The sequence below is a fragment of the Nocardia sp. NPDC055321 genome (genome assembly GCF_053645575.1).
Genome location: NZ_JBSHMS010000029.1, coordinates 51,268 through 63,575, shown reverse-complemented (window position 1 = coordinate 63,575; position 12,308 = coordinate 51,268). Strand labels below are relative to the sequence as shown.

Here is a 12,308-nt window from a genome sequence, read left to right as displayed (position 1 = left end):
GCATAGTACGTACCGTCTCAGTTACCCTCGTCGCATGGCCCTCGAACACGCGCTGCTGGTATCGCTGACCGAACGCGCCAGTTCGGGCTATGACCTCGCGCGGCGCTTCGACAAATCCATCGGCTTCTTCTGGAACGCCACCCACCAGCAGATCTACCGCGTGCTCAAGCGTATGGAAGAACAGGGCTGGGTGAGCGCCGAAGCCGTGGCGCAGGAGGGCCGCCCCGACAAGAAGGTGTACACCGTCAGCGACGCGGGCCGTGCCGAACTCACCCGCTGGATCGCCGAGCCCAGCGACACCGGCCCGATGCGCAACGAACTCGGCGTGAAACTGCGCGCCGCCGCGCTGGCCGACACCCCGGCCCTGATCGCCGAATGGCGGCGCCATCGCGACCAGCACGCCCAGCGGCTCGAGATCTACCGCACCTTCGAGAAGACCGATTACCCCGACCCGGACCAGCTCTCCGGGCGAAAACTGCACCAGTACCTGGTTCTGCGCGGCGGCATTCGCGTCGAACAGGGATTCGTCGACTGGTGTGACGAAGTACTCGACGCCCTCGAACGCGACTCAGCCCGGTCGCAGGCGTCCGACCCGAAAGGCACTCGGCGATGAGCGCTTACCCGCATCTGTTCGAACCCCTGGACCTGGGATTCACGACGCTGCGCAATCGCGTGGTCATGGGTTCCATGCACACCGGTCTCGAGGATCGGGCCTGGCACACCAACCGGCTCGCGGCGTACTTCGCCGAACGCGCCAAAGGCGGTGTCGGCCTCATCATCACCGGCGGCTACGCCCCCAACCGCACCGGCTGGCTGATGCCCTTCGGCGCGAAGCTGACCAACAAGACCGAGGCCTACCGCCACCGCGCCATCACCAAGGCGGTGCACGCCGAGGGCGGCAAGATCGCGCTGCAGATCCTGCACGCCGGCCGCTATTCCTATATGCCCGGCAGTGTTTCGGCATCGGCCATCAAGGCGCCGATCAATCCGCTGAAGCCGCGCGCGCTCTCGTCCAAGGGCGTCGAGCAGACCATCGACGACTACGCGCGCTGCGCCCACCTGGCCAAGTTCGCCGGGTACGACGGCGTCGAGATCATGGGCGGCGAAGGCTATTTCATCAACCAGTTCCTCGCGCCGCGCACCAACCGGCGCAAGGACAAGTGGGGCGGCAGCTCGGAGAACCGGCGGCGCATCGCCGGGGAGATCGTGCGCCGGGTACGCAAGGCCGTCGGGCCCGACTTCATCATCGTATTCCGTTTGTCCATGGCCGATTTCGTCGAGAACGGGCAGACCTGGGACGAGATCGAAGCCGTGGCCAAGGACGTCGAGGCCGCCGGCGCGACCATCATCAACACCGACATCGGCTGGCACGAGGCGCGAGTCCCGACCATCGTGACCTCGGTGCCGCGCGGGGCGTTCGTGAAGTGGACCGCGAAGGTCAAGGACGTGGTGAGCATCCCGGTGTGCGCCTCGAACCGGATCAACATGCCCGAGACCGCGGAGGAGATCCTCACCCGCGGCGACTCGGACCTGGTGTCGCTGGCGCGGCCGCTGCTGGCCGATCCGGACTGGGCGCGCAAGGCCCAGGAGGCGCGCGACGACGAGATCAACACCTGCATCGCCTGCAACCAGGCCTGCCTCGATCACGCGTTCCAGATGAAAACCGTGTCCTGCCTGTTGAATCCGCGCGCGGGCCACGAGACCGAGCTGGTGCTGCTGCCCACCCGGCGTACCCGCAGGTTCGCGGTCGTCGGCGCGGGGCCGGCCGGCCTGTCCACGGCGGTGAGCCTGGCCCAGCGCGGGCACCGGGTCGATCTGTTCGAATCCGACGACAAGATCGGCGGCCAGTTCGACATCGCGCGCCGCATCCCGGGCAAGGAAGAGTTCAACGAGACCATCCGCTACTTCACGCGCCAGCTTGAGATCACCGGTGTCAGTGTGCATCTGAACACGCGGGTGGACGCGGCGCGGCTCATCGCGGGCGGTTACGACGAGATCGTGCTCGCCACCGGCGTCAAGCCGCGCATTCCCAACATCCCGGGCGTGGACCATCCCAAGGTCCTCACCTACGCCGAACTGGTGCGCGACGGCAAACCGGTCGGCAAGAAGGTCGCGGTCATCGGCGCGGGCGGCATCGGCTTCGACGTGAGCGAATTCCTCACCGTGGAAGGGCATCCCAGCCTGAAGCTGGACGAGTGGGAGGAGGAGTGGGGCGTGACCGAGGATCCGGACGCGCGCGGCTTCCTCACCGCGCCCAGGCCCTCCCCCGCCGCCCGCGAGGTGGTGCTGCTGCAGCGCAAGTCCTCGTCCTTCGGCAAGGATCTGGGCAAGACCAGCGGCTGGGTGCACCGGGCCGCGGTCAAGGCCAAGGGCGTGGAGCAGATCGGCGGCGTGAACTACGAGCGCATCGACGACCGCGGCCTGCACATCAGCTACGGCGAGAAGCGCGAGCGCCCCACCGTGATCGAGTGCGACAACGTGATCCTTTGCGCCGGACAGGAATCCGTGCGCGACCTGGAGGCCCCGCTCCAGGAGGCGGGGGTGAAGTTCCACCTCATCGGCGGCGCCGACCTGGCCTCGGAGCTCGACGCCAAGCGCGCGATCAACCAGGGCACCCGCCTGGCCGCGGCGCTGTAATGCCGAACCTCACCCGCCTGGGCCTGCCCGGATCCGAGCAGGCCTGGGCGGCACTCGGTTTCACCATCACCGACGGCACGTTCCGGGTCGGGCAGGTCACCTGCGTCCTGGGCGAGGCCGCCTGGGGATTCGACGAAACCCACGCCGCCCCGGACACTCTCGGCGTGCCGTACCTCGGCGCTGCCGAGCCGAGCACCGCCGAAACGCTGCGTCCCGAACCCGGCGTCTCACCACGCGAGCATGCCGGGGACGCCGACGTAGCGATCGTGCACCCGAACGGCGTCACCATCATCGACCACGTCGTCTACTGGGCGCCGGAGATGGATGCGGCGGTCGCCGATCTCTCGGCGGTACTGGGCATTCCACCCCGCCGCCGATTCTTCCCGCGCGGCCCCGAAGGCCCCGAGATGGCCTTCTACCGCGTCGGCGAGCCCTTCATCGAGGCGGTGGCCTCCGGCCTGCCCCCGGCCCTGGTCGGCGTCGCGTTCCTGACCCCCGACCTGGACGCGGCGGTGGCCGCCGTCCGCGCGACCGGCGGTCCCATCGGCGATCCGAAGCCCGCGGTACAGGGCGGCCGAATCGCCGGCGTCTGGCGCGGGCACGTGAACTGGGGCATCGCCTTCATGGAACCCAAGCCCCGCCCCTGATCATCGCGACTCGTCGAGCCCCCGCCGATTTCGGCGGGGGCTCGCGCGGTTACGGCCCGGTCGCAGCGGCCGGGTGCGCTGCGGGTCGCCGGACAGCCAGGGTCAGCTCGTGCCCGCAGCGGTGCGCTGGTGCGACCGTCCGCCGCGCACGGGGCGAATTCGCTTCGCACTCCCTCTCCGCGTGGGGAGTATCTATGGGTAGGCTTCGCCCTCGTGAGCTTGCCTGCGCCTACCGCTGAAAATCGTGCCGTCGTCACCGGGTCGTCCTCCGGGATCGGGGTCGCCCTCGCCGAAGAGCTCGCCTCGCGCGGGTACTCGCTGATTCTCGTGGCGCGGCGGGAGGAACTGCTGACCGCGCTGGCGGAGAAGCTGACCAAGAAGTACGGGATCGTCGCCGAGGTGCGGGCGGTCGACCTGTCCAACCGGGAGCAGCGCGCGCCGCTGGCCAAGGAGCTCGCGAGCCGCGACATCGCGATTCTGTGCAACAACGCCGGTGTGGCGACCTTCGGCCCGCTGGCCAAGCTGGACCTGGACTACGAGCGCGACATCATGGAGCTCAACGCCGTCGCCGTGCAGGACCTGACCCTGGCGGTGCTGCCGAACATGATCGAGCGGCGCAGCGGCGGCATCCTGGTCACCGGCTCGGCGGCGGGCAACATGCCGATCCCGAACAACGCCACCTACGCCGCCTCCAAGGCCTTCACCAACACCTTCGCCGAGTCGCTGCGCGGGGAGATGAAGGAGTACGGCGTGCACGTCACGCTGCTGGCTCCCGGCCCGGTGCGCACCGACAACCCGGATCAGGACGAGGTCGGCAGCAAGATCCCTGAATTCATCTGGGTCACCGCCGCGCACACCGCCAAGATCACCATCGACGCCCTCGCGCGGAACAAGATGCGCGTGGTCCCGGGCCTGATCAGCAAGGGCATGAGCCTGGCCGGGCAGTTCGGGCCGCGCGCGATCACCTCCGTGGTCGCGGGCGCCGCGTACAAGAAGCTCGGCGGCTAGTCCGGCCTCGTACGACGCCGAACGGCCCGATCTCGCAGGCGGTCAGCCCGGCGGGATCGGGCCGTTCCCGTGTCGGCGCACGCGCCCGTGCCTTCCGTCCCGGCGGCTCCCCGACCGATTTCCGTCAAGATCGGGTTCGCGCCCGTCAAGGCGGCGTAGCGACTCGTCCACGACCATGTGTAGCGGCGTAGTCCTGGAGTCGGCCCCGCCCACCGAACGACGGGGACGACACAGGAGACACCGTGACGCTGCTCGACATCTTCCCGTCGCTGCGGTCGGGAGGCATGCTGCCCCGCCTGGATCCGGCGGTGTGGCCGCGCGAAACGCACTACGACCCCGACGGTCGCATCACCGTCGGCGGGGTGGCCCTGGCCGATATCGCCGATCAGTACGGCACCCCCACCTATGTGCTCGACGAGGGCGAGGTGCGCGAACGCTGCCGCGCCTACCGCCGGGCATTCCCGGACGCCGAGATCATCTACGCGGGCAAGGCCCTGCTCACCCGAGCGGTCGCGGAGTGGATAGGCGATGAGGGCCTATCCCTGGACGTGTGCTCGGCGGGCGAACTCACCACCGCCCTGGCCTCCTGGACCGATCCGCGCCGAATCGTGTTGCACGGCAACGGCAAACCCTTCGCGGAACTGGAGACCGCCGTCAACTGCGGCGTCGGCCGGATCGTGATCGACTCGCTCACCGAGATCCCGCTGCTGGCCGCGCTGGCCACCCGCCCGCAGCAGGTGCTGCTGCGCATCTCCCCCGCCATCGACGTGCACGGTCATCCGGCGGTGCGCACCGGTGTCACCGACCAGAAGTTCGGGTTCCCCATCGGCAGCGATCTGGTCGCCGAGGCGGTGGAACGCATTCTGCGCCAGCCCAATCTGGATCTGATCGGCCTGCACTGCCACATCGGCTCGCAGATCTACGATCCCTTCCACTACGGCGAGGCCGTGCGCCGCATGGTCGGCGAGATGGCCCGCATCCAGGCCGCCTTCGGCATCACCCTCGGCGATCTCGACCTCGGCGGCGGGCACGCGGTCGCGTACCGCAGCGGCGACGCCGAGATGAACCTGGCCGAACTGGCGGACGTCATCGACGACGGCCTGGACGCGGCCTGCGCCCGGCACGGCTTCCCGCGCCCGAAGATCGCGCTCGAGCCGGGCCGAGCCATCGTCGCGCGCGCCGGGGTGACGCTGTACCGCGTGCTGTCCGTCAAGCACATCGACGGCCGCACCTTCGTGACCGTGGACGGCGGCATGAGCGACAACCCGCGCGTCGCGCTGTACGGCGCGCACTACGAGGCGGTCGTGGCCAACCGCCACCCGACCGGGGAGCAGATGACCGCGACCATCGCCGGGCGCTACTGCGAGGCCGGGGACATCCTGGCCACCGGCATCCGGCTGCCCGCGGACCTGCGCCCGGGCGAGGTGCTGGCCATGCCCTGCACCGGTGCCTATCACCACAGCCTGGCCTCGTCCTACAACGGCGTCGGCCGCCCGCCGATCGTCGCGGTCGGCGACGGGCAGAGCCGGGAGCTGGTGCGGCGCGAGACCATCGAGGATCTGCTCGCCCGCGACGTGGGATGAGCGGGTGCGGCGCGCTCGAATCGGTTGCGGCACGGGCCGCAACCGAATCCGGCGAACGCGTCAGCGCTTGCGGGTGCCGAAGATGCTCCGGCTGATCTCCCGGCCGGCGACCGTGGCCGCCGAGCGCAGGAAGTTCTTGAACGCGGTGTTGTTCACGATCTTCTCCGCCATGGATTCGTCGATCGGCTCCGCCTTGGCCCGGCCGCGCGCAGGGGGCGCTTCCGGAGCCGCAGCGGCGGCGGCCGCGAGCTTCTCGGCCAGGATCTCGTAGGCCGAATCCCGGTCGATGGTCTGCCCGTACTTGCCGTACAGCGTGGACTGCTGTGCGCGGGAACGGATTCCGTCGTCACCGATGGTGTCCATGAGCGAGCGCGGCGGCTGCATGCGCGCCCACGCCACCGGGGTCGGGGCGCCCTTCTCCGACAGCACCGTGACCACGGCCTCGCCGATACCCAAAGAGGTGAGCGACTTTTCGAGGTCGTAGACCGCGGTCTTGGGATAGGTGCGCACGGTCTTGGACAGCGCCGCCTGGTCCTCGGGGGTGAAGGCGCGCAGCGCGTGCTGGATGCGCGCACCCAATTGCGAGAGCACCGGATTGGGGATATCGGTGGGCAGCTGGGTGCAGAAGAAGACGCCGACGCCCTTGGAACGAACGAGTTTGACCGTCTGCTCGACCTGCTGCAGGAACGCCTTGGACGCCCCGGTGAACAGCAGGTGCGCCTCGTCGAAGATGAAGACCAGCTTGGGTTTGTCCATGTCACCGATCTCCGGCAACGTCTGGAACAGATCGGCGAGCACCCACATGAGGAAGGTCGAGAACATCTGCGGGCGCGCGGCCTGCGCGCCGAGTTCGAACAGGGTGATCACGCCCTGCCCGCCGGCCACCCGCAGCAGGTCCGCCGGATCCAGTTCCGGCTCACCGAAGAAGGTGTCGCCGCCGTCGGCCTCGAGGTTGACCAGCGCGCGCAGGATGACGCCGGCTGTGGTCGCCGAGACGCCGCCGATGCCCTTGAGCTCCTCCTTGCCCTCGGGACTGGTCAGGAACGTGATGACCGCGCGCAGGTCCTTCAGATCGAGCAGCGGGAAGCCGTTCTGATCCGACCAGTGGAAGATCAGCCCGAGCGTGGATTCCTGGGTCTCGTTGAGCCCGAGCACCTTTGACAGCAGGATCGGGCCGAAGGAGGTGATCGTGGCACGGATCGGCACCCCGATGCCGTCGGTGCCGAGGGAGACGAACTCGCACGGGAAGCCCGTCGGCTTCCAGTCCGGATCCCCGGTTTCCTGTGCGCGCGTGCGGATCTTGTCGTTCTCCTGTCCCGGCTGCGCCAATCCCGAGAGGTCGCCTTTGATGTCGGCCACCACCACCGGAACCCCGGCGGCGGAGAGCTGTTCGGCGATGCCCTGCACGGTCTTGGTCTTACCGGTGCCGGTCGCGCCCGCGATAAGGCCGTGCCGGTTCATGGTTTTCATGGGGATGCGCACCCGCGCGTCGGGGTGCACGGTCCCGTTCACGATGACGGTGCCGAGTTCGAGGGCCAGGCCCTCGAAGGCGTAGCCCGCCGCGATGCTCTGCGCGGCGGCGGTGTCGGCGTCGGCGGGGGTCGCGTCGGCGGCGGCAGCCTTGCCCGCGCCGGTCTTCGACTCCTGCGCCGGCTCGGCCGCGGCTTTGTCGGCCGCTTCCTGTGCCGCGGCCTCCTGTTCGGCGGCCTCGGCGGCCGCCGCCGCTTCCGCAGCGAGCCGCGCCGCGTCCTCGGCGGCCTTTCGTGCCGCCGCTGCCTTCTCCTGCGGGGTGGTCATCGCGCTTCCCTCCGTCTGCTCTGCCAACTGCGACTGCTCCGACGAACTGCCCAACCAACATGCCGACCGCCTGGTTCTCGCGGCGCGCTGGCAAAGATAATGCCCGGTCGAACGGCAAGAGTGGGCCGACGCGGCCGGGCGCGGGGGTCGGGGAAGGCGAAACGACTACCCTTTCCCAGGTGTCAGACAAAGTGGTGTGGATAGATTGCGAGATGACCGGCCTACGCCTGGACAGCGACAAGCTGATCGAGGTCGCCGCGCTCGTGACCGACAGTGACCTCAATATCCTCGGCGAGGGTGTGGACATCGTGATCCACGCCGACGACGCCGCGCTCGCGGCCATGCCGCCGGTGGTGGTGGAGATGCACGCGCGCTCCGGGCTCACCGACGAGGTCCGGCGCTCCACGGTCACCCTGGCCGAGGCCGAGCAGCAGATCATGGACTACATCAAGCAGTACGTGCCGACCCCGCGGACCGTGCCGCTGGCCGGCAATTCCATTGCCACCGATCGCGGTTTCCTGGCTCGCGACATGCCCACCCTGGACGCGCACCTGCACTACCGGATGATCGACGTCAGCTCGATCAAGGAGCTGGCCCGCCGCTGGTACCCGCGCATCTACTTCGGTCAGCCGGAGAAGGGCCTGTCGCACCGCGCCCTGGCCGACATCAAGGAGTCCATCAAGGAGCTCCGCTACTACCGCCGGACCGCGTTCGTCCCCGCCCCCGGCCCGTCAACGGCGGAGATCGCCGCCGTCGCCGCCGAACTGAATGCCGAAAAGCAGACCGAAAATACGACCCAACCAGCCGATTAGGTTCTCGGCGCCGGGTCGCGCTACGATCTATCGCGCCGGAAACAACCGGCGATGGTGACCGTAGTTCAGTTGGTAGAGCACCAGGTTGTGATCCTGGCTGTCGCGGGTTCGAGTCCCGTCGGTCACCCGAGCACGAAGGCCCCGATCTCCGGATCGGGGCCTTCGTCGTTTTCCGCGGTGTCGGCGCCGCCCACTACTGTCCCGATCGTGTTGCCTATTCCGTTGCGGGTGGATGTTCAGGGCGCGATCGAGATCGCCGGGGCTGCTTTATCGTTCGAGTGGGCTTGGACGCGCGCGGACGTCGAGCGCTTCGCCCGGACCGTGGGCTGGGCACCACCGGATTCGCGTGGCGCGGCGGACGCGCCGAGCACGCGGACTTCCCTGTCGATCTGGGCGCCCGATGCCGTCTTCTGGCACCACGCCGGCGACCTCTGCCAGATCCACATCGCCGTGTCCGACGCCCCGGCCGGTGATCCTGCCGACAGCGAGCGACTGCGCACCTCGGCGGCCGGCGCAGCCGTGACAGCGCTCACCTCGTTGCTCGGCGACCCGGTGGACGGCCACATCGGCACCGCCGAGGGGTCGGTGTGGGAGCGAGGCGAGGTCAGCATCGGAATCTCCGCCGCGGACCGCGTCGAGCTGGTGCTGGTGAATCCGGCCTGGCAGAGGTTTTGGACACAGCGGCGGCGCGCCACCGCCGCGGGTATCGACTCCCTTCACCTCTCCGACGATCGAACGCGCCCCCACCCGGGTCGCCCATCACCCGAAAACGACTTCAACAGAACACGATTCGAGCCGAACTCGGATCGCCGGTGGAAGAGTTACGTCGACCTGGATCTGTCCGGAGCGCTCGCGATCACCCACACCGCCTCGGCGTTCGACTGGACCTGGACCCGCGTGGACGTGGAACGCTTCGCCGCCCACGCCGGATGGGAGCTGGAAGACGACGCCGCGCACGGAGACATGATCTACGCCGCCACCGGGTTCGAGGTGAACGATCCGAAAGCCATATTCTGGCTCGACGGCGAAGCCCTGACCTCCCTCGACATCATGATCAGCGATGATTTCAGTGACATCGACCTCGAGGACGAGGGTTATGCCCACCTGGTGACAGCGCTGGAGCTGGCCATGTGCGCGGCCCTGACCGGATTTCGCGACGAGCTGGGCGACCCGCTGCACGGCAGCCTGGGATCCGGCTCCGACCTGTGCTGGGAATTCCCGGGTTTCGTGGCCGGCCCGAACCACAACTACGACTCGATCCTGCTGCAGATCTCCGGTCCGGCCGAGCGCGAACAGGGCCTCGCGGACTCGGCCGAACGGGTCGTGTCCCGCGTCCGAGCCGCCATATGGGAGCAGCTCACGGCGGATTTCGCCGTGGTTGTGGCCGCCGTGCACGCGGGCGGTTCCGGCGTCCGGATCGAGGCCGGCGGGGGACGGTTCGCCACCGTCACCGGAGGCCCCGAGGGATTGGAGCTGACGCTCGGAGCCACGCCCACGGCGACGAGATGGAGATTCAGCGAAAGCACCCGGAACCACCTGGTCGAAGACCGAGGATGGACGGCGCCGAACCGCGCCCGACCGAACTGGCACAGGCGACTGGACGCGCCGGCGCTGTTCCGGGACTACCTGGACCTGGCCCGGTCGGCGATCTGGGCACTGCGGACGGCCGGGGAGGACTGCTCGCCTGCGACGCTGCGGTTGCACACCTCGGCGGCGGATCCCGGCGCCGCGTGGCCCTGGACCTGAAGGACGCGTCGAGCCCCGCCGGATCCACCACCGGTGCCCGCGCTCACGGCCGGTACGCGGTGACGAACTCCGTATCCGCACCCACCGCACCGACTCTCGCGGCGCCGCCGGGAGAACCGACGGGCTCGGTCCGGCCCGGGAGGACGTCGGTGAAGAACCGGGCGTTCTCGGTCACGAAATCTTCCTGGCCGGGCGGCATGTCGTCCTCGTAGTAGATCGCCTCGACGGGGCAGGCGGGTTCGCAGGCGTTGCAGTCGATGCACTCGTCGGGCTGGATGTAGGCCATGCGGCCGCCGACATAGATGCAGTCGATCGGGCATTCCTCCACGCAGGCGCGGTCGAGCACATCCACGCAATCCGCGCCGATGACGAAAGTCATTGCAAGCCTCCCTGGAGATAGGTGCCCGCCGGGTCGAGAAGGTGCGGGGGCACGGTTCAACCATCGCGGGGACGGGGGCCCTGCGGTAGACGGCGAACGGTGCGCACCTCATAAGGGCGGCTTATGGGGCCGGAGCGGGCGCGGGCACGCATAATCGACGCTTATGACCCTGCCCCCGGGAACGCCCGACCTCGAGGTGCTGGATCTGCTCGCCTCGGTCGCCGAACTCGGCAGTCTCGGCGCCGCCGCGCGCCGGCACGGCATCACCCAGCCCGCCGCGAGCATGCGGATCACCGCGCTGGAACGCCGGCTACGCCTGCGACTGCTCGAGCGCGGACCCACCGGTTCCACGCTCACCGAACCCGGGCGGGCGGTCGTCGGCTACGCGCGGCCGCTGCTGGCGGCGGCCCACACCTTCGCCGACGGCGTCGCCGGGCTCCGGACCGCCGATCAGCCGAGCCTGCGCATCGCCGCCTCGAAAACCATTGCCGACCATCGCATGTCCCAGTGGCTCACCGCGCTGCGCGCCGCGCGCCCGGAGGTGGCGGTGGCCCTCGAGGTGGGCAACTCGCGGCAGGTTCAGGACTGGGTGCGGGACGCGCACGCGGACATCGGATTCGTCGAAGGGCCGCATCCGCCGGTCGAGCTGGTCAGCCGGGTCCTGGGCGGCGACGACCTGGTGGTCGTGGTCGCGCCCGGGCACCCGTGGGCGCGGCGCACCGCGGTGACCGTGCCAGAGCTGGCCCGCACCGCCCTGCTGTGGCGCGAACCCGGCTCCGGCACCCGCGACACGGTGTGGGAGATCCTGGCCGCCACCGCCGAACCCGCCCGCCCCGCAGCCGAATTGGGCTCGGCCGCCGCGATCCTGGCGACCGCGCGCGGCGGACTCGCCCCGGCCATCCTGAGCGGCCTGATCGCCGAACCCGACCTGCGCTCCGGCGCACTCGTGGCCGTCCCCGTCGCCGACGCCGCCCTGACCCGCAAGTTCCGGGCCGTCTGGCGCCGCCAGGCCCCGCCCGCGGACCCCGCCGACCTGCTCGTGCGCATCGCCGAACAATTCGAACGACCGCCCGGCGCAGCCTGATTTCGCACCGGAATCGCTGTGCCAGAATGCGGCATGACCATCAAGATCGACGCATTGGATTCCGCGCTACTGGCGGAATTGGCGCGCGACCCGCGAACGCCGATCCTGGAATTGGCGTCCCGGCTGGGGGTCGCCCGCAATACCGTGCAGGCCCGGATGAAACGCCTGGAATCGGCCGGCGCGGTGCGCGGCTATCCGCCGAACGTGGATCTGCAGGCCCTGGGTTTCGCGGTGCACGCCTATGTCGGCGTGGAACTCGATCAGAACAAGATGGACGCCATTGTCGAAGCGCTGCGCGCGTTTCCGAACGTCCTGGAAGTGCACGCCACCACCGGCCGCGCCGATCTGCTCGTGCGCATAGCGGCCCGGTCGCAGCAGGATCTGCTGGCGATCATGCAGCAGGTCCACACCATCGCCGGCGTCAAACACACCGAGACGATGCTCGCCCTGGCCACGCCGATCGAATATCGCTGCCTGCCGCTGGTCGAGCATTTGACCCGAAATCCCGGCACGCCCTGATGTGATGCGGATCTCTTCGCGCTCGAGCAGAATGCTGCCCGCTCGCGAGTGCCGCAGATCACTTTTGAGCAGTCTGATCAGTTTTTCGACCGACTG

General features: G+C 69.2%; 11 protein-coding genes and 1 tRNA gene. 10 read left to right on the top strand and 2 right to left on the bottom strand.

Going from position 1 to position 12,308, the window contains the following annotated elements:
* Positions 1-34 precede the first annotated feature (34 nt).
* The 5 genes from ACWIGI_RS34230 (at position 35) to lysA (ending at position 5,875) form a co-directional block, all read left to right on the top strand.
* Positions 35-613 carry a PadR family transcriptional regulator gene (locus tag ACWIGI_RS34230; RefSeq protein ID WP_454207426.1) on the top strand — a complete coding sequence of 193 codons (579 nt, stop codon included), beginning with the start codon at positions 35-37 and terminating at the stop codon, positions 611-613.
* On the top strand, positions 610-2,637 hold the full coding sequence (locus ACWIGI_RS34225) for an FAD-dependent oxidoreductase (protein WP_454207424.1): 2,028 nt from the start codon (positions 610-612) through the stop codon (positions 2,635-2,637). The genes ACWIGI_RS34230 and ACWIGI_RS34225 overlap by 4 nt, the downstream gene beginning before the upstream one ends.
* Positions 2,637-3,284 (top strand): VOC family protein, encoded by a 648-nt coding sequence (locus ACWIGI_RS34220; RefSeq protein WP_454207422.1) that lies wholly within the window; start codon positions 2,637-2,639, stop codon positions 3,282-3,284. The genes ACWIGI_RS34225 and ACWIGI_RS34220 overlap by 1 nt, the downstream gene beginning before the upstream one ends.
* A gap of 213 nt (positions 3,285-3,497) precedes the next feature.
* Entirely contained in the window at positions 3,498-4,292 is a 795-nt protein-coding gene (gene cmrA, locus ACWIGI_RS34215) for a mycolate reductase (protein ID WP_454207420.1), read from the top strand.
* Positions 4,293-4,534: 242 nt separating this feature from the next.
* A complete protein-coding gene (gene lysA / locus ACWIGI_RS34210; RefSeq protein ID WP_454207418.1) occupies positions 4,535-5,875 on the top strand; it encodes a diaminopimelate decarboxylase in 1,341 nt (446 codons plus the stop codon).
* A 60-nt stretch (positions 5,876-5,935) separates the two neighbouring features.
* Here lysA and ACWIGI_RS34205 read toward each other — a convergent pair whose 3' ends face one another.
* Complete coding sequence (locus tag ACWIGI_RS34205) at positions 5,936-7,672, bottom strand: helicase HerA-like domain-containing protein (protein WP_454207416.1); 1,737 nt, start codon at positions 7,670-7,672, stop codon at positions 5,936-5,938.
* A gap of 179 nt (positions 7,673-7,851) precedes the next feature.
* Here ACWIGI_RS34205 and orn point away from each other — a divergent pair, with 179 nt between their 5' ends.
* From orn to ACWIGI_RS34190, 3 genes are all read left to right on the top strand, one after another.
* On the top strand, positions 7,852-8,484 hold the full coding sequence (gene orn / locus ACWIGI_RS34200; protein WP_454207414.1) for an oligoribonuclease: 633 nt from the start codon (positions 7,852-7,854) through the stop codon (positions 8,482-8,484).
* Between the two features lie 54 nt (positions 8,485-8,538).
* Positions 8,539-8,611, top strand: a tRNA-His gene (locus ACWIGI_RS34195).
* Between the two features lie 80 nt (positions 8,612-8,691).
* Complete coding sequence (locus ACWIGI_RS34190; RefSeq protein ID WP_454207413.1) at positions 8,692-10,230, top strand: DUF6301 family protein; 1,539 nt, start codon at positions 8,692-8,694, stop codon at positions 10,228-10,230.
* A 43-nt stretch (positions 10,231-10,273) separates the two neighbouring features.
* Here ACWIGI_RS34190 and fdxA read toward each other — a convergent pair whose 3' ends face one another.
* Positions 10,274-10,609: a ferredoxin gene (gene fdxA / locus ACWIGI_RS34185; RefSeq protein WP_454207411.1), complete on the bottom strand. Its 336-nt coding sequence runs from the start codon at positions 10,607-10,609 to the stop codon at positions 10,274-10,276.
* A 163-nt stretch (positions 10,610-10,772) separates the two neighbouring features.
* Between fdxA and ACWIGI_RS34180 the strand changes: the two genes are divergently transcribed.
* The gene (locus ACWIGI_RS34180; protein WP_454207409.1) at positions 10,773-11,693 is read left to right on the top strand and encodes a LysR family transcriptional regulator; all 921 of its coding nucleotides are present in this window, start codon (positions 10,773-10,775) and stop codon (positions 11,691-11,693) included.
* Positions 11,694-11,726: 33 nt separating this feature from the next.
* A complete protein-coding gene (locus ACWIGI_RS34175) occupies positions 11,727-12,212 on the top strand; it encodes an Lrp/AsnC family transcriptional regulator (RefSeq protein WP_454207408.1) in 486 nt (161 codons plus the stop codon).
* Positions 12,213-12,308 lie beyond the last annotated feature (96 nt).

What these genes read in the sequence shown, in the direction of transcription:
- ACWIGI_RS34230 (WP_454207426.1), top strand. Translation starts at nt 35, where the DNA reads ATGGCCCTCGAACACGCGCTGCTGGTATCGCTGACCGAACGCGCCAGT.
- ACWIGI_RS34225 (WP_454207424.1), top strand. Translation starts at nt 610, where the DNA reads ATGAGCGCTTACCCGCATCTGTTCGAACCCCTGGACCTGGGATTCACG.
- ACWIGI_RS34220 (WP_454207422.1), top strand. Translation starts at nt 2,637, where the DNA reads ATGCCGAACCTCACCCGCCTGGGCCTGCCCGGATCCGAGCAGGCCTGG.
- ACWIGI_RS34205 (WP_454207416.1), bottom strand. Translation starts at nt 7,672, where the DNA reads ATGACCACCCCGCAGGAGAAGGCAGCGGCGGCACGAAAGGCCGCCGAG.
- fdxA (WP_454207411.1), bottom strand. Translation starts at nt 10,609, where the DNA reads ATGACTTTCGTCATCGGCGCGGATTGCGTGGATGTGCTCGACCGCGCC.
- ACWIGI_RS34180 (WP_454207409.1), top strand. Translation starts at nt 10,773, where the DNA reads ATGACCCTGCCCCCGGGAACGCCCGACCTCGAGGTGCTGGATCTGCTC.
- ACWIGI_RS34175 (WP_454207408.1), top strand. Translation starts at nt 11,727, where the DNA reads ATGACCATCAAGATCGACGCATTGGATTCCGCGCTACTGGCGGAATTG.